Here is a 21179-nt window from a genome sequence, read left to right on the forward strand (position 1 = left end):
TAGATCTAAGTGATGTAGTGTTGTCCGCCAGTGATTGGTAGTGGCCAATCGCCAAATCTTTGTACAGTCGCTGAATTCGGAGATGAAATGAACTATAGCTTCACCGAACGCAAGCGAGTCCGTAAAAGCTTTGCTAAGCGAGTAAACAACCATCAGGTTCCTTACCTGATCGCAACGCAGCTGGAGTCCTACGCTAAATTTTTACAGGCTGATAAGCCGGCAATGTCTCGTCTTACTGAGGGACTTCAAGCCGCCTTTACATCAGCATTCCCAATTGTGTCTAACAACGGCTATGCGCGTATGGAATACGTGTCTTACCAGTTGTCACAGCCACCGTTTGACGTTAAAGAATGTCAACAACGTGGTTACACATATCACTCTGCCTTACGCGCAAAAGTTCGCTTGATTATTTATGATCGCGAAGCGCCTACTAAGGTGAAAGAAGTAAAAGAGAGCGAAGTCTACATGGGTGAAATTCCACTCATGACAGAAAACGGCTCTTTTGTGATTAACGGTACTGAGCGCGTAATCGTTTCTCAGTTGCACCGTTCCCCAGGCGTGTTCTTTGAACACGATAAGGGTAAAACACATAGCTCTGGTAAGTTGCTGTTCTCAGCACGCATCATTCCTTACCGTGGTTCATGGCTCGATTTCGAGTTTGATCCAAAAGATATTCTGTATTTCCGTGTTGACCGTCGTCGTAAGATGCCAGTCACCATTTTGCTTAAGGCAATTGGTCTAAATAACGAGCAGATTCTTGCAAACTTCTTCAACTTTGATCATTTCTCATTGACTGCCAACGGTGCATCAATGGAATTTGTTCCAGAGCGTTTGCGCGGTCAGTTGGCAAGCTTTGATGTGGTTGATAAGAATGGCGTTGTTGTCATTCAAAAAGACAAGCGCATCAATGCAAAGCACATTCGTGAACTCGAAGCTGCTAAGACAAAGACAATCGCTGTACCAGATGACTATTTAGTTGGTCGTGTGGTTGCACGCAATATTGTTGATCCAGATTCTGGTGAAATCTTGGCTTACGCTAATGATGAAATCACTGAAGAGTTGTTGGCGACATTGCGCGATGCCGGTATCAAGCAATTAGAAACAATCTATACCAATGATTTGGATTCTGGTGCGTACATTTCTCAGACATTGCGTACTGATGAAACTGCTGATCAAACAGCTGCTCGTATCGCCATCTACCGTATGATGCGTCCTGGTGAGCCTCCAACAGAAGATGCTGTTGAAGCCTTGTTCCAGCGCTTGTTCTATAGCGAAGACACATACGATTTATCTCGAGTTGGCCGCATGAAGGTTAATAGCCGTCTTGGTCGTGCCGAGATGGAGGGTCCAATGGTCTTGTCGAACGAAGATATTCTCGACACCATTAAATCCCTCGTAGATTTACGTAACGGCAAAGGCGAAGTAGACGATATCGATCACTTAGGTAATCGTCGTGTACGTTGCGTTGGCGAATTGGCTGAAAACCAATTCCGCGCTGGTTTGTCACGTGTAGAGCGTGCGGTTAAAGAACGTCTCGGCCAAGCCGAAACAGAAAACCTCATGCCGCATGATTTGATTAACAGCAAACCAATCTCTTCTGCGATTCGTGAGTTCTTCGGTTCTTCACAGTTGTCCCAGTTTATGGACCAAACTAACCCACTCTCAGAGATCACGCACAAGCGTCGTATTTCTGCATTGGGACCTGGTGGTTTGACACGTGAGCGCGCTGGTTTCGAAGTGCGTGACGTGCATCCAACTCACTATGGACGTGTTTGCCCAATCGAAACTCCAGAAGGACCAAACATTGGCTTGATCAACTCACTCGCGTTATTTGCGCGTTTGAATGAGCATGGCTTCCTCGAGACTCCATACCGCAAGGTTTCCAATAGCAAGGTAAGCGATGAAGTGGTTTATCTCTCTGCGATTGAAGAAGCAAAGTATGTGATTGCTCAGGCAAATGCGACGATCGACAAAAACGGTAAGTTGGCTGACGAATTGGTTTCTGCTCGTCAAGCTGGCGAAACCATGATGGTTGGCCCAGAGCGCATTGATTTCATCGACGTTGCTCCTAGCCAGATCGTTTCTGCAGCGGCTTCACTAGTTCCATTCCTGGAGCATGATGATGCGAACCGTGCATTGATGGGTGCAAACATGCAACGTCAAGCGGTTCCTTGCTTGCGTCCAGATAAGCCATTGGTAGGTACTGGTTTAGAGCGCATCGTTGCGGTTGACTCTGGCACTGTTGTATTGGCTAACCGCGGCGGTATCGTGGATTATGTTGATGCGAACCGTGTTGTGATTCGTGTGAACGATGATGAAACTGCTGCTGGTGAAGTTGGTGTGGATATTTACAACCTCATCAAGTACACCCGTTCAAATCAAAATACCAATATCAACCAACGTCCAATCGTGAAGGTTGGCGATCGTGTAGCCCGCGGTGACGTGGTTGCTGACGGCGCATCTACCGATTTGGGTGAATTGGCATTAGGTCAGAATATGACTGTGGCATTTATGCCATGGAACGGATATAACTTCGAAGATTCAATCTTGATTTCTGAGAAGGTTGTAGCTGATGATCGCTATACCTCTATTCATATTGAAGAATTGTCTGTAGTTGCTCGTGATACCAAACTTGGTTCAGAAGAAATTACGCGCGATATCTCCAATTTGGCAGAGTCACAACTCTCCCGTTTGGATGAGAGTGGCATTGTGTACATCGGTGCCGAAGTTGAGGCTGGCGACGTATTGGTTGGTAAGGTCACTCCTAAGGGCGAGACTACTCTCACTCCTGAAGAAAAGCTCCTGCGCGCGATCTTCGGTGAAAAAGCGTCTGATGTTAAAGACACTTCTTTGCGCGTTCCATCGGGTATGGTTGGTACGGTTATTGATGTTCAAGTCTTCACTCGTGAAGGTATTGAGCGCGATGCCCGTGCACAGTCGATTATTCAAGAAGAATTGCAACGCTATCGCTTGGACTTGAATGACCAGTTGCGTATTGTTGAAGGCGATGCCTTCATGCGTTTAGAAAAGCTGTTGGTTGGCAAAGTTGCTAACGGCGGCCCTAAGAAATTAGCTAAAGGCACCAAGATCGACAAGGATTACCTTGCTGATTTGGATAAATACCATTGGTTTGATATTCGTCCAGCAGATGATGAAGTTGCTTCACAAGTTGAGGCGATCAAATCTTCTATCGAAGCGAAGCGTAAACAGTTTGATGAGGCGTTCGAAGAGAAGCGTACCAAGCTTACCCAAGGCGATGATTTACAGCCTGGCGTAACGAAGATGGTTAAGGTCTACCTAGCTGTTAAGCGTCGCTTGCAGCCTGGAGACAAGATGGCTGGTCGTCACGGTAACAAAGGTGTGGTTTCTAAGATTGCTCCTGCGGAAGATATGCCATTTATGGCTGACGGACGTCCTGTTGATATCGTCTTGAATCCATTGGGCGTTCCTTCACGTATGAACGTTGGCCAGATCTTGGAAACCCACTTAGGTTGGGCTGCTCAAGGTATTGGTAAGCGTATCGATGAAATGGTTCGTCAACAAGCCAAGCAAGCTGAACTTCGTAAGTTCTTCAAGCAGCTTTACAACGAAACTGGTCGTCAAGAAGACATCGACAATTTCACTGATGAGCAAATCAATGCATTGGCTGAGAACTTGCGCCAAGGCTTGCCATTTGCAACCCCAGTGTTTGACGGTGCTACCGAGGCTGAAATTGGTCGCATGCTTGAATTGGCATACCCAGAAGAAGTTGCCAAGTCATTGCAGATGACTCCATCACGCCAGCAAATGGTTCTGTTTGATGGTCGTACTGGTGATCAGTTCGAGCGTCCTGTAACTGTTGGCGTAATGCACGTCTTGAAACTTCACCACTTGGTTGATGACAAGATGCATGCTCGTTCAACCGGACCTTACTCATTAGTAACGCAGCAGCCATTGGGCGGTAAAGCCCAGTTTGGTGGTCAGCGCTTTGGTGAGATGGAAGTCTGGGCCCTCGAAGCATACGGTGCTTCATATGTCTTGCAAGAAATGCTGACAGTGAAGTCCGATGACGTCACAGGCCGAACCAAGGTTTATGAAAACATCGTCAAGGGCGAGCACACGATTGATGCTGGTATGCCCGAATCCTTCAACGTTCTGGTGAAAGAGATCCGTTCGTTAGGTATTGACATTGACATGGAGCGCAACTGATATGAAAGCATTGCTCGATTTATTTAAGCAAACGCAGGGTGATGAGCAGTTTGATGTCATCAAGATTGGCCTCGCATCCCCTGAGAAAATTCGCTCATGGTCTTTTGGTGAAGTACGCAAACCAGAAACCATCAACTACCGGACTTTTAAGCCCGAGCGTGATGGTTTGTTCTGTGCCAAGATTTTTGGACCAACCAAAGACTACGAGTGCTTATGCGGTAAGTACAAGCGCTTAAAGTTCCGTGGCGTTATCTGCGAGAAGTGTGGTGTTGAAGTTACTCTCGCTAAGGTACGTCGTGAGCGCATGGGCCACATTGAGTTGGCAGCCCCTGTAGCGCATATTTGGTTCCTTAAGTCCTTGCCATCCCGTTTGGGCATGGTTCTTGATATGACATTGCGTGATATCGAGCGCGTTCTTTACTTTGAAGCATATGTAGTGGTGGATCCTGGCATGACTCCTGAAGGCGCGATGAAGCGCGGTCAGATCATGTCTGAAGATGAGTACATTGCTAAGACTGAAGAATATGGTGACGGTGCGTTTACTGCCATCATGGGCGCGGAAGGTATTCGTGAACTCTTGCGTTCGATTGATATCGATCGCGAAGTAGAAACGATTCGTGCCGAATTAAAAGCAACTGGTAGCGATGCCAAGATCAAGAAATACGCTAAGCGCTTAAAAGTGCTTGAGGCATTCCAAAGCTCAGGCATTAAGCCTGACTGGATGATCATGGAAGTGTTGCCAGTATTGCCACCAGAGTTGCGTCCATTGGTGCCATTGGATGGCGGTCGCTTTGCTACTTCTGATTTGAACGACCTCTATCGTCGTGTGATTAACCGTAACAATCGCTTGAAGCGCTTGTTAGAGTTGCGCGCACCAGAGATCATCGTTCGTAACGAAAAGCGTATGTTGCAAGAAGCAGTTGACTCATTGCTCGACAACGGTCGTCGCGGTAAGGCTATGACTGGCGCTAACAAGCGTCCTCTCAAGTCCTTGGCTGAGATGATTAAAGGTAAGAGCGGTCGCTTCCGTCAAAACTTGCTCGGTAAACGTGTTGACTACTCTGGTCGTTCAGTGATCGTGGTTGGTCCTACATTGAAATTGCATCAGTGCGGTTTACCAAAATTGATGGCGCTCGAGTTGTTCAAGCCATTTATTTTTAACAAGCTTGAGACTCTAGGCATTGCAACCACAATCAAGGCTGCAAAGAAAGAAGTTGAAAGCCAGACGCCAATCGTTTGGGACATTCTCGAAGAAGTGATTCGTGAACATCCAATCATGTTGAACCGTGCGCCTACATTGCACCGTCTCGGTATTCAGGCTTTCGAGCCAATGCTGATTGAAGGCAAGGCAATCCAATTGCACCCATTAGTCTGCGCGGCATTTAACGCGGACTTTGACGGCGACCAAATGGCGGTTCACGTTCCTTTGTCGCTCGAAGCGCAAATGGAAGCACGTACATTGATGTTGGCCTCGAACAACGTATTGTTCCCAGCTAACGGCGAGCCATCTATCGTTCCTTCACAGGACGTGGTGTTGGGTCTGTACTACGCTACACGTGACAAGATCAACGGCAAAGGCGAAGGCATGGTTTTCGCCAACATTACTGAAGTAGTGCGCGCATACGAAGCAGGCCAAGTTGAATTGGCTTCCCGTGTTGCTGTGCGTATTACTGAATATGACATCGTGGACAAAAAGGCAGAAGGCGATGCGCGTTTTGCTGAAAAGACCAAGATCTATCAAACTTCAGTTGGCCGTGCAATCTTGTCTGAGATTTTGCCTAAGGGCATGTCTTTTGAGGAAATTAATAAGCCTTTGAAGAAAAAAGAAATCTCACGCTTGATCAACACTTCATTCCGTAAGTGCGGCTTGCGCGAGACTGTGATTTTTGCTGATCGCTTGTTGCAGTCTGGTTTCCGCTTGGCTACTAAGGCCGGCATCTCGATTGCCATCGACGATATGTTGATTCCAACCTCTAAAGATCGCATCATCACTGAAGCGTCTACCAAGGTTAAGGAATATGACAAGCAGTTCATGTCAGGTCTTGTAACCAATCAAGAGCGTTATAACAACGTGGTTGATATTTGGGGCGCCGCTGGTGACCAAGTTGGTAAGGCCATGATGGATGAGTTGTCACACGTTGACGTACTCGACCGTAACGGTAAAACTGCTCGCCAGGAATCTTTTAACTCCATCTACATGATGGCAGACTCTGGTGCGCGTGGATCTGCTGCGCAGATTCGTCAGTTGGCTGGTATGCGTGGTTTGATGGCTAAGCCTGATGGCTCCATTATTGAAACCCCAATTACTGCGAACTTCCGTGAAGGCTTGAACGTGTTGCAGTACTTCATTTCCACCCACGGTGCTCGTAAAGGTCTAGCCGATACTGCGTTGAAGACAGCGAACTCCGGATACTTGACACGTCGTTTGTGTGACGTCACTCAAGATCTCGTGGTGATCGAAGAGGATTGCGGCGCAACTACTGGTGTAACCATGAAGGCGCTGGTTGAGGGCGGCGAGATTATCGAAGCATTGCGCGATCGTATTTTGGGTCGTGTATGCATCGGCGATGTTGTTCATCCTGACACACAAGAAGTAATCGTTCCGAACGACACATTGCTTGATGAAGATCACGTTGATCAAATCGTGGCATTGGGTATCGACGAAGTGAAGGTTCGTACAGTACTTTCTTGCCAAACTCGTTACGGTTTGTGCGCGAAGTGTTATGGACGTGACTTAGGTCGCGGTGGTTTGGTGAACGTTGGTGAGGCAGTTGGTGTGATTGCTGCTCAGTCAATCGGCGAGCCAGGCACACAGTTGACCATGCGTACCTTCCACATTGGTGGCGCGGCATCACGCGCTTTGGTTGCAAGCAATATTGAAGCCAAATCGAATGGTTCTTTGAAGTTCTCCGGCACGATGCGTGTTGTGAAGAATGCGAAGGGCGAGCAGATTGTGATTTCACGTTCTGGTGAAGCCTTGATCGTTGATGACAATGGTCGTGAGCGCGAGCGTCACAAAGTTCCTTACGGCGCAACTCTCTTGTTAAAAGAAGGTGCGGCAGTGAAGGCTGGCGCAAGCTTGGCGACATGGGATCCGTTAACACGTCCGATTATTTCTGAGTACGCTGGTATCGCTCGCTTCGACAACGTTGAAGAAGGCGTAACTGTTGCTAAGCAGGTTGACGAAGTGACTGGTCTTTCCACTTTGGTGGTCATTGACGGTAAGCGTCGTTCTGCGGCAAGCAAAGGCGTTCGCCCAGTGATCAACTTGGTTGATGACAAGGGCAATGATGTGATGATCGCTGGTACTGATCACCCAGTAAACATTGGCCTCCAAGTGGGCGCTTTGATTACTGTTAAAGACGGTCAGAAGGTTGAAGTCGGTGAAGTATTGGCACGTATTCCAATCGAATCACAGAAGACTCGCGACATTACCGGTGGTTTGCCACGCGTTGCAGAATTGTTCGAAGCGCGCTCACCAAAAGATGCAGCAGTATTGGCGAAAGTGACCGGAACAGTTTCCTTCGGTAAAGAAACCAAAGGTAAACAACGTTTGGTCATTACCGATATGGATGGTGAAGCCAATGAATTCTTGATTCCGAAAGAGAAGCAAGTACTCGTTCACGACGGTCAAGTGGTGAACAAGGGCGAGATGATTGTGGAAGGCCCTGCTGATCCACATGACATCTTGACTCTCAAAGGCATCGAAGAGTTGGCGATTTACATCGTTGATGAAGTGCAAGACGTTTATCGTTTGCAAGGTGTGAAGATCAATGACAAGCACATTGAAGTAATCGTGCGTCAGATGTTGCGTCGTGTTCAGGTAACTGATCCAGGCGAAACCTCATTCATCCCTGGCGAACAAGTTGAGCGTTCCAAGCTTTATGACGAGAATGATCGCGTGATCGCTGAAGGTAAGCGTCCAGCTTCGTTTGACAATGTATTGCTTGGTATTACTAAGGCATCTTTGTCTACCGACAGCTTCATCTCAGCGGCTTCTTTCCAAGAAACCACCCGTGTATTGACCGAAGCAGCCATTATGGGCAAGACCGATACACTCCGTGGCCTCAAGGAAAACGTCATTATTGGTCGTCTGATCCCTGCTGGTACCGGCTTGTCTTATCGCCGTGCTCGCAAGGTCAGGGAGCAATTCGAGCGTGATCGCGCTCAAATGATTGCTGCCGAGGAAGAGGCAATGGCTAGCGCCCCTGTGGAAATAGAGGCTGAAGTCATCGCTCCTACTGGGGAGGCTGATCCAAGCTAATTTGGTAATTCTGGCCACAAATGGCCAGTTTTCCCCCATTTAGGTTGACGGGGAAGGCTGGCCAAGCTAGAATGCTGAGTTCTACTGATTCAGAAGAGGGTCTTTTTGACCTAGAAATTCTCTAAGTCATTGATTTTCTTGAAGAAAGCAACAAAGAAGTACTAACCGAGCTATTTTTATGCCAACAATTAATCAACTATTACGCAAGCCAAGAACAAGGCTTACCGTTAAAAGCAAGAGCCCTGCGCTGCAAAACAGCCCGCAGCGCCGTGGTGTATGTACCCGTGTGTACACAACCACTCCTAAAAAGCCTAACTCTGCGCTTCGTAAAGTAGCCAAAGTTCGCTTAACCAATGGTTTTGAAGTGATTTCATACATTGGCGGTGAAGGCCATAACCTCCAGGAACACTCAGTAGTGTTGATTCGTGGTGGTCGTGTAAAGGACTTGCCAGGTGTGCGTTACCACATCGTTCGCGGTTCTTTGGACTTACAAGGCGTTAAAGATCGTAAGCAAGCCCGTTCTAAATACGGTGCTAAGCGCGCTAAGAAAGCTGCTTAATTTTTTAATTAAGCAGCTGTAGTTTTGCAGTAAGCAATTTGTAGTAGGTCATTGTTTGTCAGACTTTAAAGACAAGTAAGTGGCTGTTCCGTTTAGGAATTTTCTTAAATAGTAGGACAGCCGGAGCGGGTAGTTCATGTGAATTACCCCTAACTGAACTGAAGGAGTAGTTATGCCACGTCGTCGTGAAGTTCCCAAACGGGAAATTTTGCCGGATCCAAAATTCGGTAATGTAGAAGTAGCTAAATTCATGAACGTCCTGATGTTGGACGGCAAGAAATCGGTTGCAGAGCGTATCGTTTACGGTGCCTTTGATCACATCGAGAAAAAAGCAAACAAAGAACCCCTCGAAATTTTTTCAACTGCTATGGGCAATGTAAAGCCAATGGTTGAAGTGAAGAGCCGTCGTGTTGGCGGTGCTAACTACCAAGTTCCTGTTGAAGTTCGCCCATCACGTCGTTCCGCTTTGGCAATGCGCTGGTTGCGCGAGGCTGCTAAGAAGCGTGGCGAAAAATCAATGGCGCAACGTTTGGCTAACGAATTATTAGAGGCTGCTGAAGGTCGTGGCGGCGCAATGAAGAAGCGTGAAGAAGTTCACCGTATGGCAGAAGCTAATAAAGCTTTCTCACATTTCCGCTTCTAATCCAATAGTTAAGAAAAGGCACCAACAGTGGCACGAAAAACCCCCATCGATAAATACCGCAACATTGGTATTTCTGCGCACATTGACGCAGGTAAGACAACAACTACAGAACGCGTTTTGTTCTACACCGGTGTTAATCACAAGATCGGTGAAGTGCATGATGGCGCAGCTACCATGGACTGGATGGAGCAAGAGCAAGAGCGTGGTATCACGATTACTTCTGCTGCTACCACTACCTTCTGGAAGGGCATGGCAGGTAATATGCCTGAGCACCGTATCAATATTATTGATACCCCAGGACACGTAGACTTTACGATTGAAGTTGAACGTTCAATGCGCGTTTTAGATGGCGCTTGCATGGTTTACTGTGCGGTAGGTGGTGTACAGCCACAATCTGAAACTGTTTGGCGTCAAGCAAACAAATACCAAGTTCCTCGTTTAGCGTTTGTAAACAAGATGGACCGTACTGGTGCGAACTTCTTCAAGGTTTATGACCAAATGAGAACTCGCCTTAAAGCAAATCCAATCTTGATTCAGATTCCAATTGGTGCTGAAGAAAATTTCAAAGGCGTTATCGACTTGGTAAAGATGAAAGCCATCATTTGGGATGACGCTTCACAAGGCACCAAGTTCACCTACGAAGATATTCCTGCTGAGTTACAAGCTTCTGCTGAAGAGTGGCGCGAGAAGATGCTCGAAGCTGCTGCAGAGAGCTCAGAAGAGTTAATGGAAAAGTATCTCGGTGGCGAAGGCTTGACTGAGGAAGAAATTAAAAAGGCTTTACGTCAACGTACTATCGCCAATGAAATCGTTCCAATGTTGTGTGGAACAGCATTTAAGAACAAAGGTGTTCAGGCGATGTTGGATGCGGTGGTTGAGTTGTTGCCATCCCCATTAGATGTTCCACCAGTTCCATGTGAATTGGAAGACGGTACACCTGCGGAGCGTAAAGCAGCTGATGATGAGAAGTTCTCTGCATTGGCATTTAAGATCATGACTGACCCATTCGTTGGTCAGCTCATCTTCTTCCGTGTTTACTCAGGTGTAATGAAGTCTGGCGACACCATCTATAACCCAATTAAGGGTAAGAAAGAGCGTGTTGGCCGTTTATTGCAAATGCATGCAAACCAACGTGAAGAAATTAAAGAAGTTTATGCAGGTGATATCGCTGCAGCAGTTGGTTTGAAAGATGCAACTACTGGCGAAACATTGTGCGATCCAGACAGCATCGTGATTTTGGAGCGTATGGTATTCCCAGAGCCTGTGATTTCTCAAGCTGTAGAGCCAAAGACAAAAGCTGACCAAGAAAAAATGGGTCTTGCATTGAACCGCTTGGCTCAAGAAGATCCTTCATTCCGCGTGAAGACAGATGAAGAATCTGGTCAGACCATTATTTCCGGTATGGGCGAGCTCCACTTGGAAATTTTGGTGGATCGTATGAAGCGTGAATTCGGCGTTGAAGCAACTGTTGGTAAGCCGCAAGTTGCCTATCGCGAAACGATTCGTAAGGTTTGCGATGAAGTTGAAGGTAAGTTTGTTAAGCAGTCTGGTGGTCGCGGTCAATACGGTCACGTTGTATTGAAGCTCGAACCACAAGAGCCAGGCAAAGGTTTTGAGTTCGTTGACGCTATTAAGGGCGGTGTAGTTCCACGTGAATACATTCCTGCGGTAGAAAAGGGCATCATCGAAACATTGAACTCCGGTATTTTGGCTGGTTATCCAGTTGTAGATATCAAAGCAACATTGTTCTTCGGTTCATACCATGACGTTGACTCCAATGAAAACGCATTTAAGATGGCGGGCTCTATGGCGTTCAAAGACGGTATGCGTAAAGCAGCCCCTGTGTTGCTTGAGCCGATGATGGCTGTTGAAGTTGAAACACCAGAAGATTTCATGGGTAACGTAATGGGTGACCTCTCATCACGTCGCGGTATTTTGCAAGGTATGGATGACATTCCAGGTGGCGGTAAGATCGTTCGCGCTGAAGTGCCATTGGCAGAGATGTTTGGTTACTCAACAGGCTTGCGCTCGTTGACCCAAGGTCGCGCTACCTACACCATGGAATTTAAGCATTATTCCGAAGCACCTAAGAACGTTGCTGAAGCAGTCATGGCTGCTAAAGCGAAGTAATTTATCCACATTAATTTTGAATATTGACTAGCTAAGAAGGCAGACAAAAATGGCAAAAGAAAAGTTCGAGCGGACAAAACCGCACGTAAACGTAGGCACTATCGGTCACGTTGACCACGGTAAAACTACCTTGACAGCAGCAATCGCAACCGTGCTCTCAAAGGCATTCGGTGGCGAAGCTAAAGCATACGATCAGATCGATGCGGCTCCAGAAGAAAAAGCACGTGGTATTACGATTAACACAGCACACGTTGAGTACGAAACTGCTGGTCGTCACTATGCACACGTTGACTGCCCAGGACACGCTGACTATGTAAAAAACATGATTACTGGTGCTGCGCAGATGGACGGCGCAATCTTGGTTTGCTCTGCAGCTGACGGCCCAATGCCACAAACTCGTGAGCACATCCTCTTGGCACGTCAGGTTGGCGTTCCTTACATCGTTGTGTTCCTTAACAAGTGCGACATGGTTGACGATGCTGAATTGTTAGAGCTCGTTGAAATGGAAGTACGTGAACTCCTGTCTAAGTATGACTTCCCAGGTGATGACACTCCAATCATCCGTGGTTCTGCAAAATTAGCATTAGAAGGCGACGAAGGCCCATTGGGTAAAGAAGCCATCATGAAATTGGCTGAAGCATTAGACACTTACATCCCAACTCCAGAGCGTGCTGTTGACGGTGCGTTCTTGATGCCAGTAGAAGACGTGTTCTCAATCTCCGGTCGCGGTACTGTAGTAACAGGTCGTATTGAGCGCGGTATCGTTAAGGTTGGTGAAGAGATTGAAATCGTTGGTATCAAGCCAACTCTCAAAACCACTTGTACTGGTGTTGAAATGTTCCGCAAATTGCTCGACCAAGGTCAAGCAGGCGATAACGTCGGTATCTTGTTACGCGGTACAAAACGTGAAGAAGTTGAGCGTGGCCAAGTATTGGCAAAACCTGGTTCTATCACTCCACACACTCACTTTACCGCTGAGGTTTACATCTTGGGTAAAGATGAAGGTGGTCGTCATACTCCATTCTTTAACAACTATCGTCCACAGTTCTACTTCCGTACAACGGACGTAACGGGTTCAATCGAGTTGCCAAAAGACAAAGAGATGGTGATGCCTGGTGATAACGTCACGATTACCGTCAAACTCATCGCGCCAATCGCGATGGAAGAAGGTTTGCGTTTTGCGATCCGTGAAGGTGGCCGTACTGTTGGCGCCGGCGTGGTTGCAAAGATTTTGGCTTAAGAAGTAGGTATTACTAGTAACAATATTTAGCGGTTTGCTAACCGGTGACATCAGTGCTGCTGATGTCACCGTGCTCTTTAGATGTATAACGTGGCAGCACCACACCGCTCTTTGGAATTAATATGCAAAACCAAAAAATTCGTATTCGTCTTAAAGCGTTTGATTACCGTTTGATCGACCAGTCTGCAGCTGAAATTGTTGACACAGCTAAGCGTACTGGTGCAGTTGTTAAGGGTCCAGTACCTTTGCCAACCCGTATTGAGCGTTTTGACATCTTGCGTTCACCACACGTGAATAAGACATCTCGTGATCAGTTAGAGATCCGTACCCATCTTCGTTTGATGGATATTGTCGATCCTACAGAGAAAACCGTAGATGCTTTGATGAAATTAGACCTCCCAGCAGGTGTGGACGTCGAAATTAAGTTGCAATAATTTGTTATTTCCAGTCAAGGCACTTGCCAAGACTGGGTTTTCGGGATAGAATCTAAGGCTATGCTAAGTGAAATTTGGCAGACTTTGTGGTTTTATTAGCATTAAAAACGTTGTAAGTTATTGATTTAGAAGTACTTTTACTTGTAAATCACTTAAATTAATTTTGCCGACCAATCGAAGTCGGCGTGGAGCATGAATATGAGCTTAGGCTTAATCGGCCGCAAGGTCGGCATGACCCGTCTATTTACGGACGAAGGGGAAGCGATTCCTGTCACCGTAATTGACGTGAGCGACAACAGAATCGCTCAAATCAAGACCCAGGCAACTGATGGCTATGATGCTATCCAGTTAGCACATGGCACACGTAGAGCTACTCGCGTTACCAAATCAATGGCTGGCCACTTTGCAAAAGCAGGTGTGATGGCTGGTAATGCGCTCAACGAATTCCAATTAGATGCAGCAAAAATTGCAGAAATGACACCAGGACAAGTAATTCCTGCTGACGCTGCATTTACTGCTGGTCAAAAAGTGGATGTGCAAGGCGTAACAATCGGTAAAGGTTACGCAGGTACCATCAAGCGTTATCACTTCGCTTCTGGTCGCGCATCTCACGGTAACTCTAGATCACACAACGTACCAGGCTCTATCGGTATGGCGCAAGATCCAGGTCGTGTTTTCCCAGGTAAGCGCATGACAGGCCACCTTGGTGACGTTACACGTACCGTACAAAATTTAGTTATCGCACGCATTGATGCAGAACGCAATCTCATCATGGTTAAAGGCGCTATTCCAGGTGCCCCAGGCGGTAAAGTTATTGTTACTCCAGCGGTTAAAACACCGTTGAAGAAGAAATAAGGAGAGCGAATATGGAACTTAAGCTTCTCCAGGACAACGGTACTTTAGGTGCAGGCGTACAAGCTTCACCAGAAGTATTCGAGCGTGAATATAACGAAGCATTGGTACACCAAGTTGTAGTGGCGTACCAAGCAAATGCACGTAGCGGTAACCGTGCACAAAAAGACCGTGAGCAAGTTAAGCACACAACCAAGAAGCCTTGGCGTCAAAAAGGTACTGGTCGTGCACGTGCTGGTATGAGCTCATCCCCGCTGTGGCGTGGAGGTGGTCGTATATTCCCGAATTCTCCAGAAGAGAATTTCAGCCAAAAAGTAAACAAGAAAATGTACCGCGCTGGTATGAGATCCATTTTGTCTCAGTTAGCTCGCGAAGGTCGTTTGAATGTAGTTGATCAATTTAATCTTGACGCTCCAAAGACTAAAGTTTTAGCTGAGAAAGTTAAAGCAATGGGCTTGGATTCAGTTTTGATCATCGTTGATCAAGTTAGCGAGAATTTGTACTTGGCATCACGTAACTTGCATAAAGTTGCCGTGGTTGAGCCACAGCACGCTGATCCATTAGCTTTGGTTCAATACAAAAAAGTATTGGTAAGCAAAGCAGCGATCGCAAAAATTGAGGAGTTGCTGAAATGAGCCAAGTCCGTAAAAACGATCACAACCTGATGAAGGTTCTGCTTGGTCCTGTTATCTCTGAGAAAGCCACTATGGTTGCAGAGAAAAACGAACAAGTAGTTTTCCAAGTAGCTCGCGACGCAAACAAGAGCGATGTGAAGCAAGCAGTTGAATTGCTCTTTAAAGTGCAAGTTGACTCAGTTCAAATCGTAAATCAAAAGGGTAAGCCTAAGCGCTATGGCCGTTTTGAAGGTCGTCGTGACCACACTAAGAAGGCCTATGTGAATTTGAAGCCAGGTCAAGAAATTAACTTTGAAGCGGAGGCGAATTAATCATGCCTTTGATGAAAACAAAACCGACCTCACCAGGTCGTCGCTCAATGGTCAAGGTGGTCAATCCTGACCTCCATAAAGGCAAGCCTTTTGCACCATTGTTAGAGCCACAGTTTCAAAAAGCAGGTCGTAATAACAACGGTCACATCACTACTCGTCATAAGGGTGGTGGTCATAAGCATCACTACCGTGTTGTTGACTTCAAACGCAACGACAAAGATGGTATTCCAGCAAAAGTAGAGCGCTTGGAATACGATCCAAACCGCAGTGCAAATATTGCATTGATCGTGTTTGCGGATGGTGAGCGTCGCTACATTCCAGCTGCTAAAGGTATGACTGTTGGTCAGGCAATCATGAATGGCTCTGAAGCGCCAATCAAGTCTGGTAACAATTTGCCAATTCGTAACATTCCAGTTGGTAGCACAATCCACTGCGTAGAAATTCTGCCAGGCAAAGGTGCGCAAGTTGCACGTTCTGCAGGTGGTTCAGCAGTATTACTAGCTCGTGAGGGTGTATACGCTCAAGTGCGTTTGCGCTCTGGTGAAGTTCGCCGTGTTCTGATTGAGTGCCGCGCCACTATTGGTGAAGTTGGTAACGAAGAACACAGCTTGCGTCAAATTGGTAAAGCAGGTGCAAATCGCTGGCGTGGTATTCGCCCAACCGTTCGCGGTGTGGCAATGAACCCAGTAGATCACCCACACGGTGGTGGTGAAGGTAGAACTGGCGAAGGCCGTGTACCTGTATCTCCATGGGGCACTCCAACCAAAGGTTATCGCACACGTCGCAATAAGCGTACAACTTCGATGATCGTTCAACGTCGTCAAAAACGTTAAGCGATAAGGATAAATAGATATGACACGTTCAGCTAAAAAAGGCCCATTCTGCGACGCCAGCTTAGTAAAAAAAGTTGAAGTTGCACAAGCCAACAAGGACAAAAAACCGATCAAAACTTGGTCACGCCGTTCAACAATTCTTCCAGACTTTATTGGTCTGACAATTGCTGTTCATAACGGTCGTCAACACGTTCCGGTTTATGTATCAGAAAACATGGTGGGTCATAAGTTAGGCGAATTCGCCTTGACCCGTACTTTCAAAGGTCACGCTGCTGACAAGAAAGTAACGAAGAAGTAAGGGGATGATGATGGAAGTTAAAGCTATTCACAAGGGTGCCCGCATTTCTGCGCAAAAGACACGTTTGGTTGCTGACCAAATTCGTGGTTTGCCGATTGCTCGCGCATTAAACATTTTGAACTTCAGCCCCAAAAAAGCTGCCTTCATTGTGAAAAAAGTAGTTGAGTCAGCGATTGCAAATGCTGAACACAATAAAGGCGCCGATATTGATGAGCTCAAGGTATCAGCTGTAATCGTTGATAAAGCAACATCCTTGAAGCGCTTCACTGCACGCGCTAAGGGTCGTGGCAATCAAATTGAAAAACAAACTTGTCACATTAGCGTGACCTTGAGTAACTAAGGAAAAATATGGGCCAAAAGATTAACCCTACCGGATTCCGACTCGCGGTAACGAAGAATTGGACATCACGTTGGTATGCAAACAATACTGACTTTGCAAAGATGCTGAAAGAGGACGTAGATGTCCGTAGCTATTTGAAGAAGAAGTTAAAGAATGCATCTGTTAGCAAGGTTGTGATTGAGCGTCCTGCAAAGAACGCACGCATCACTATCTATAGCTCACGTCCAGGCGTTGTAATCGGCAAAAAAGGCGAAGACATTGAAGTTCTCCGTCGCGAATTACAAAAGCGCATGGGTGTTCCAGTTCACGTGAACATTGAAGAAATTCGTAAGCCAGAAGTAGACGCACAATTAATCGCTGACTCTATTACTCAACAGTTAGAGAAGCGCATTATGTTCCGTCGTGCAATGAAGCGTGCAATGCAAAGTGCAATGCGTCTTGGTGCACAAGGCATCAAGATCATGTCATCTGGCCGTTTGAATGGTGCAGAGATCGCGCGCCGCGAATGGTACCGTGAAGGTCGCGTTCCACTTCATACATTGAAGGCTGATATTGATTACGCAACATCAGAAGCTGAAACTACATATGGCATCATCGGTGTAAAAGTTTGGGTTTACAAAGGCGACACATTGGGTCGTGGTGCAGAAGCTCAAGTAGCTGCTCCAGCTGCTGAACCTGCTGCAGAAGAAAAGAAAACTCGTCGTGCTCCAAGCAAAACAGCTGCTCGTAAACCAGCTGCTGGTGCTGACAAGCCATTAGTTGCTGCTAAGCCAGCAGTAAAGCGCGTGCGTAAGGTTGAAACACCTGCCGCTGATGCGCAGAAGTCAGGAGAGTAAGCATGCTACAACCAAAGCGTCGCAAGTATCGTAAGGAACAAAAAGGCCGTAACACTGGCGTGGCAACACGCGGTAGTTCCGTAGCCTTTGGTGACTTTGGATTGAAGGCCGTTGGTCGTGGACGTTTGACTGCTCGTCAAATCGAGTCAGCACGTCGCGCAATGACCCGTCACATTAAACGTGGTGGCCGTATTTGGATTCGTATTTTCCCAGATAAGCCAATTTCACAAAAACCTGCTGAAGTACGTATGGGTAACGGTAAAGGTAATCCAGAGTACTACGTAGCTGAAATTCAACCAGGCAAAGTGCTTTACGAGATGGATGGTGTGGATGAGCAATTGGCGCGTGAGGCTTTCAAGCTTGCCGCAGCTAAATTGCCTTTGCAGACTACTTTCGTGATTCGCCACTTAGGTTGATCGGGATAGAGATTATGAAAAATAAAGAATTAGCAGCGAAAGATCTGACTGCCTTAAACGCAGAATTGACAGAGCTCTTAAAGACCAACTTTAAGCTCCGTATGCAAAAGGGTACTCAGCAACTTACAAATACCAGCCAATTGGGTAAAACGAAGCGTGATATTGCTCGCGTGAAGACGTTTATTGCCCAAAAGACTGCTCAGAAATAAGGAAAAAGGGATATGACAGAATTATCTAAACCCTTGCGCCGTACCCTCGTGGGCCGCGTTGTTAGCGACAAAATGCAAAAAACTGTGACCGTGTTGGTTGAGCGTCAAGTGAAGCATCCAGTGATTGGTAAGTACGTTGGCCAGTCCAAAAAGTACCATGCTCATGACGAAGCAGGCACATACAAGATGGGTGATACCGTTGAAATTGCTGAATCTAAGCCAATTTCACGCACTAAATCTTGGGTTGTGACCCGTTTGGTCCAGGCTTCAAAGGGTATTTAAGGCTTTTTATAGGGTTTTGGAGAAGTTTCTTCCCAAAACCTTGTTTTTCGTAGTAGAATAGAAGGCTTCTCTGGTTTTATTGGAGAAGCAGTGTTTTTCATTAATTCCGGGTTTTAGCTGTCGTTAAAGCCCATAGACGGAACCAAGACTGTTTGCCTTTGGCTAATAAGTTGGGGATTAGAAATGATACAAACCGAAAGTAGATTGCAGGTTGCCGATAACACAGGCGCCAGTGAAGTGTTGTGCATCAAGGTATTGGGCGGCTCTAAGCGTCGTTACGCCAGTATTGGTGATGTCATCAAAGTCACTGTGAAGTCCGCTGCTCCACGCGGCCGTGTAAAAAAAGGTGATATTTATAACGCTGTTGTTGTAAGAACAGCTAAGGGTGTTCGCCGTCCAGACGGTTCATTGATTAAGTTCGATGAAAACGCTGCGGTATTGCTCAACGCTAAGTTAGAGCCAATTGGCACACGTATCTTTGGACCTGTCACACGCGAATTGCGTACTGAGAAGTTCATGAAGATCGTTTCTCTTGCCCCCGAAGTAATTTAAGAGGCTGACATGAATAAGATTCGTAAAGGTGATTCCGTCGTTCTATTGACTGGCCGCGATAAAGGCAAGCAAGGAACTGTAACGGCTGTTCTCGATGACAAATTAGTTATCGAAGGCGTAAATATTTACAAGAAGAGTGTTAAACCCAATCCAGCAGCTGGTGTTACCGGTGGCTTGATTGACAAGACTATGCCTGTTCACATTTCTAATGTGGCTTTGGTTGACGGTAACGGCAAACCATCACGTGTTGGTATCAAACTCGTTGATGGTAAAAAACAGCGTTTCCTCAAGACCACTGGCGCAACATTGAGCGCATAAGGGGCGGAGAGAAATTATGAGCACACGTTTTCAAGAGCACTATCAAGCTAAAGTTGTTGCAGATTTGATCGCCAAATTTGGTTACAAGTCTGTAATGGAAGTTCCACGCATCACCAAGGTAACCCTCAACATGGGCTTGGGCGAGGCTGTGAATGATAAGAAAATTATCGAAAATGCAGTTGGCGATTTAACTAAGGTTGCGGGCCAAAAGCCTGTTGTAACCAAAGCTAAAAAAGCGATTGCAGGTTTCAAAATTCGTCAAGGCTACCCAATTGGTGCCATGGTGACATTGCGTGGTCAACGCATGTATGAATTTTTAGATCGTTTTGTAACTGTTGCTTTGCCACGCGTACGCGACTTCCGCGGTATTTCTGGTAAAGCGTTTGATGGCCGTGGTAACTACAACATCGGCGTTAAAGAACAGATCATTTTCCCTGAAATCGAATACGACAAAATTGATGCCCTCCGTGGTCTCAATATCAGTATTACGACGACTGCTAAAACCGACGAAGAAGCAAAAGCTTTGTTGGCAGCATTCAAATTCCCTTTCCGCAATTAAGAGGCTAACGTGGCAAAACTATCCCTAATTGAGCGCGAAAATAAGCGCGCAAAAACTGTAGAGAAGTACGCTGCTAAGCGTGCAGAACTCAAGGCAATCATTGCTGATCAATCACGCAGTGATGAAGAGCGCTACGAAGCTCGTTTGAAGCTCCAGGCGCTCCCACGTAATGCAAGCCCGATTCGTCAAAGAAATCGTTGTTCATTAACCGGTCGTCCACGTGGCACATTCCGTAAATTCGGTTTGGCTCGCGGCAAGATTCGTGAAATCGCCTTCCGTGGCGAAATCCCCGGTTTAACCAAGGCCAGCTGGTAAGCGGCGAAAGAATTAGGAGAACTCATGAGTATCAGCGATCCAATCGCCGACATGTTGACCCGGATCCGCAATGCGCAAGCAGTGCAGAAGCTTTTGGTCACAATGCCGTCGTCAAAAGTTAAAGTAGCCATCGCAAAAGTTTTGCAAGATGAAGGCTATATCGAGAGTTTTGAAATCAAAGGTGAAGCGGCTAAGCCAGTGCTCCACATTGATCTCAAATACTATGCAGGCCGTCCTGTTATCGAGCGTATTGACCGTGTATCAACACCAAGTCTACGTATCTATAAAGGCCGTCATGACATTCCAGAGGTAATGAATGGCTTGGGCATTGCAATTATTTCAACCCCTCAAGGCGTAATGACAGACCGTAAAGCACGTGCAACAGGCGTGGGCGGCGAAGTTATTTGCTACGTAGCCTAAGGAGAGAAATATGTCCCGCGTAGGTAAATCACCAATTACAGTGCCGAAGGGCGCTGAAATCAGCATCAACGGTGCAAACGTCACTGTTAAAGGCCCATTGGGTACATTGACACATAACTTGCATCCTTCTGTTGGTTTGAAACAAGAAGATGGCGTACTGACAGTTGTTTTGAATAATGATTCACCAGAAGCTGGTGCTCATTCAGGTACAGCACGTGCTTTGGTTAACAACATGGTTGTTGGCGTGACAACTGGCTTTGAGCGCAAGCTCAGCTTGGTTGGCGTTGGTTACCGTGCTCAAGCCCAAGGCGAAACATTGAAGTTGCAACTGGGTTTCTCACACGACATTATTTACAGCCTACCAAAGGGTGTAAAAGCGGAAACTCCATCGCAAACCGAAATCATTATTAAAGGCTCCAACAAGCAGCAAGTTGGCCAGGTCGCAGCAGAAGTTCGCGCATACCGTTCACCAGAGCCATACAAAGGTAAGGGCGTTCGCTACGTGGATGAGGTTGTGCATCTGAAAGAAACTAAGAAGAAGTAAG

23 protein-coding genes are annotated in these 21179 nt (G+C 46.6%); all 23 read left to right on the forward strand.

What is annotated here, in order from left to right; genetic code table 11:
* Positions 1-87: 87 nt before the first annotated feature.
* Positions 88-4188: a DNA-directed RNA polymerase subunit beta gene (gene rpoB, locus IC571_RS00270; RefSeq protein ID WP_215316668.1), complete on the forward strand. Its 4101-nt coding sequence runs from the start codon at positions 88-90 to the stop codon at positions 4186-4188.
* 1 nt (position 4189) lies between these two features.
* Positions 4190-8452, forward strand: coding sequence for a DNA-directed RNA polymerase subunit beta' (rpoC, locus tag IC571_RS00275; protein ID WP_215316670.1), 4263 nt, complete (start codon positions 4190-4192; stop codon positions 8450-8452).
* Positions 8453-8630: 178 nt separating this feature from the next.
* Entirely contained in the window at positions 8631-9011 is a 381-nt protein-coding gene (gene rpsL / locus IC571_RS00280; protein ID WP_068947691.1) for a 30S ribosomal protein S12, read from the forward strand.
* Between the two features lie 172 nt (positions 9012-9183).
* Positions 9184-9654, forward strand: coding sequence for a 30S ribosomal protein S7 (gene rpsG / locus IC571_RS00285; RefSeq protein ID WP_068320103.1), 471 nt, complete (start codon positions 9184-9186; stop codon positions 9652-9654).
* Positions 9655-9681: 27 nt separating this feature from the next.
* The gene (gene fusA / locus IC571_RS00290; RefSeq protein ID WP_215316672.1) at positions 9682-11784 is read left to right on the forward strand and encodes an elongation factor G; all 2103 of its coding nucleotides are present in this window, start codon (positions 9682-9684) and stop codon (positions 11782-11784) included.
* Positions 11785-11833: 49 nt separating this feature from the next.
* The gene (gene tuf, locus IC571_RS00295) at positions 11834-13024 is read left to right on the forward strand and encodes an elongation factor Tu (protein WP_215316659.1); all 1191 of its coding nucleotides are present in this window, start codon (positions 11834-11836) and stop codon (positions 13022-13024) included.
* A gap of 122 nt (positions 13025-13146) precedes the next feature.
* On the forward strand, positions 13147-13458 hold the full coding sequence (gene rpsJ / locus IC571_RS00300) for a 30S ribosomal protein S10 (RefSeq protein WP_011901899.1): 312 nt from the start codon (positions 13147-13149) through the stop codon (positions 13456-13458).
* Positions 13459-13656: 198 nt separating this feature from the next.
* On the forward strand, positions 13657-14313 hold the full coding sequence (rplC, locus tag IC571_RS00305; protein ID WP_173956647.1) for a 50S ribosomal protein L3: 657 nt from the start codon (positions 13657-13659) through the stop codon (positions 14311-14313).
* An 11-nt stretch (positions 14314-14324) separates the two neighbouring features.
* Complete coding sequence (gene rplD / locus IC571_RS00310; RefSeq protein ID WP_114639433.1) at positions 14325-14945, forward strand: 50S ribosomal protein L4; 621 nt, start codon at positions 14325-14327, stop codon at positions 14943-14945.
* Positions 14942-15256: a 50S ribosomal protein L23 gene (gene rplW / locus IC571_RS00315; protein WP_068947693.1), complete on the forward strand. Its 315-nt coding sequence runs from the start codon at positions 14942-14944 to the stop codon at positions 15254-15256. Before rplD ends, rplW begins: the two co-directional genes overlap by 4 nt.
* A gap of 2 nt (positions 15257-15258) precedes the next feature.
* Positions 15259-16089, forward strand: coding sequence for a 50S ribosomal protein L2 (rplB, locus tag IC571_RS00320; protein WP_068947694.1), 831 nt, complete (start codon positions 15259-15261; stop codon positions 16087-16089).
* Between the two features lie 19 nt (positions 16090-16108).
* The gene (gene rpsS, locus IC571_RS00325) at positions 16109-16387 is read left to right on the forward strand and encodes a 30S ribosomal protein S19 (protein ID WP_011901904.1); all 279 of its coding nucleotides are present in this window, start codon (positions 16109-16111) and stop codon (positions 16385-16387) included.
* Positions 16388-16394: 7 nt separating this feature from the next.
* Entirely contained in the window at positions 16395-16727 is a 333-nt protein-coding gene (rplV, locus tag IC571_RS00330; RefSeq protein WP_215317762.1) for a 50S ribosomal protein L22, read from the forward strand.
* Between the two features lie 8 nt (positions 16728-16735).
* Entirely contained in the window at positions 16736-17563 is an 828-nt protein-coding gene (rpsC, locus tag IC571_RS00335; protein WP_215316674.1) for a 30S ribosomal protein S3, read from the forward strand.
* A 2-nt stretch (positions 17564-17565) separates the two neighbouring features.
* Positions 17566-17979, forward strand: coding sequence for a 50S ribosomal protein L16 (rplP, locus tag IC571_RS00340; RefSeq protein ID WP_011901907.1), 414 nt, complete (start codon positions 17566-17568; stop codon positions 17977-17979).
* Positions 17980-17993: 14 nt separating this feature from the next.
* Positions 17994-18188 (forward strand): 50S ribosomal protein L29, encoded by a 195-nt coding sequence (gene rpmC / locus IC571_RS00345; protein ID WP_068947697.1) that lies wholly within the window; start codon positions 17994-17996, stop codon positions 18186-18188.
* A gap of 12 nt (positions 18189-18200) precedes the next feature.
* Positions 18201-18470, forward strand: coding sequence for a 30S ribosomal protein S17 (gene rpsQ / locus IC571_RS00350; protein ID WP_114639437.1), 270 nt, complete (start codon positions 18201-18203; stop codon positions 18468-18470).
* A 183-nt stretch (positions 18471-18653) separates the two neighbouring features.
* Positions 18654-19022 carry a 50S ribosomal protein L14 gene (rplN, locus tag IC571_RS00355; protein ID WP_215316675.1) on the forward strand — a complete coding sequence of 123 codons (369 nt, stop codon included), beginning with the start codon at positions 18654-18656 and terminating at the stop codon, positions 19020-19022.
* A gap of 9 nt (positions 19023-19031) precedes the next feature.
* A complete protein-coding gene (rplX, locus tag IC571_RS00360) occupies positions 19032-19340 on the forward strand; it encodes a 50S ribosomal protein L24 (RefSeq protein WP_215316677.1) in 309 nt (102 codons plus the stop codon).
* A 16-nt stretch (positions 19341-19356) separates the two neighbouring features.
* Positions 19357-19899: a 50S ribosomal protein L5 gene (gene rplE / locus IC571_RS00365; protein ID WP_215316678.1), complete on the forward strand. Its 543-nt coding sequence runs from the start codon at positions 19357-19359 to the stop codon at positions 19897-19899.
* A 9-nt stretch (positions 19900-19908) separates the two neighbouring features.
* Complete coding sequence (gene rpsN / locus IC571_RS00370; protein ID WP_173954856.1) at positions 19909-20214, forward strand: 30S ribosomal protein S14; 306 nt, start codon at positions 19909-19911, stop codon at positions 20212-20214.
* A gap of 24 nt (positions 20215-20238) precedes the next feature.
* On the forward strand, positions 20239-20634 hold the full coding sequence (rpsH, locus tag IC571_RS00375; protein ID WP_215316680.1) for a 30S ribosomal protein S8: 396 nt from the start codon (positions 20239-20241) through the stop codon (positions 20632-20634).
* Between the two features lie 10 nt (positions 20635-20644).
* Positions 20645-21178 (forward strand): 50S ribosomal protein L6, encoded by a 534-nt coding sequence (gene rplF, locus IC571_RS00380; protein ID WP_215316682.1) that lies wholly within the window; start codon positions 20645-20647, stop codon positions 21176-21178.
* Position 21179: the final 1 nt, after the last annotated feature.

Origin of the sequence: Polynucleobacter sp. MWH-UH2A (assembly GCF_018687195.1) — a bacterium.
Lineage (GTDB): Bacteria > Pseudomonadota > Gammaproteobacteria > Burkholderiales > Burkholderiaceae > Polynucleobacter.

Coding starts and splice junctions, on each gene's coding strand:
- rpoB (WP_215316668.1), top strand. CDS start 88: ATGAACTATAGCTTCACCGAACGCAAGCGAGTCCGTAAAAGCTTTGCT.
- rpoC (WP_215316670.1), top strand. CDS start 4,190: ATGAAAGCATTGCTCGATTTATTTAAGCAAACGCAGGGTGATGAGCAG.
- rpsL (WP_068947691.1), top strand. CDS start 8,631: ATGCCAACAATTAATCAACTATTACGCAAGCCAAGAACAAGGCTTACC.
- rpsG (WP_068320103.1), top strand. CDS start 9,184: ATGCCACGTCGTCGTGAAGTTCCCAAACGGGAAATTTTGCCGGATCCA.
- tuf (WP_215316659.1), top strand. CDS start 11,834: ATGGCAAAAGAAAAGTTCGAGCGGACAAAACCGCACGTAAACGTAGGC.
- rpsJ (WP_011901899.1), top strand. CDS start 13,147: ATGCAAAACCAAAAAATTCGTATTCGTCTTAAAGCGTTTGATTACCGT.
- rplC (WP_173956647.1), top strand. CDS start 13,657: ATGAGCTTAGGCTTAATCGGCCGCAAGGTCGGCATGACCCGTCTATTT.
- rplD (WP_114639433.1), top strand. CDS start 14,325: ATGGAACTTAAGCTTCTCCAGGACAACGGTACTTTAGGTGCAGGCGTA.
- rplW (WP_068947693.1), top strand. CDS start 14,942: ATGAGCCAAGTCCGTAAAAACGATCACAACCTGATGAAGGTTCTGCTT.
- rplB (WP_068947694.1), top strand. CDS start 15,259: ATGCCTTTGATGAAAACAAAACCGACCTCACCAGGTCGTCGCTCAATG.
- rpsS (WP_011901904.1), top strand. CDS start 16,109: ATGACACGTTCAGCTAAAAAAGGCCCATTCTGCGACGCCAGCTTAGTA.
- rplV (WP_215317762.1), top strand. CDS start 16,395: ATGATGGAAGTTAAAGCTATTCACAAGGGTGCCCGCATTTCTGCGCAA.
- rpsC (WP_215316674.1), top strand. CDS start 16,736: ATGGGCCAAAAGATTAACCCTACCGGATTCCGACTCGCGGTAACGAAG.
- rplP (WP_011901907.1), top strand. CDS start 17,566: ATGCTACAACCAAAGCGTCGCAAGTATCGTAAGGAACAAAAAGGCCGT.
- rpmC (WP_068947697.1), top strand. CDS start 17,994: ATGAAAAATAAAGAATTAGCAGCGAAAGATCTGACTGCCTTAAACGCA.
- rpsQ (WP_114639437.1), top strand. CDS start 18,201: ATGACAGAATTATCTAAACCCTTGCGCCGTACCCTCGTGGGCCGCGTT.
- rplN (WP_215316675.1), top strand. CDS start 18,654: ATGATACAAACCGAAAGTAGATTGCAGGTTGCCGATAACACAGGCGCC.
- rplX (WP_215316677.1), top strand. CDS start 19,032: ATGAATAAGATTCGTAAAGGTGATTCCGTCGTTCTATTGACTGGCCGC.
- rplE (WP_215316678.1), top strand. CDS start 19,357: ATGAGCACACGTTTTCAAGAGCACTATCAAGCTAAAGTTGTTGCAGAT.
- rpsH (WP_215316680.1), top strand. CDS start 20,239: ATGAGTATCAGCGATCCAATCGCCGACATGTTGACCCGGATCCGCAAT.
- rplF (WP_215316682.1), top strand. CDS start 20,645: ATGTCCCGCGTAGGTAAATCACCAATTACAGTGCCGAAGGGCGCTGAA.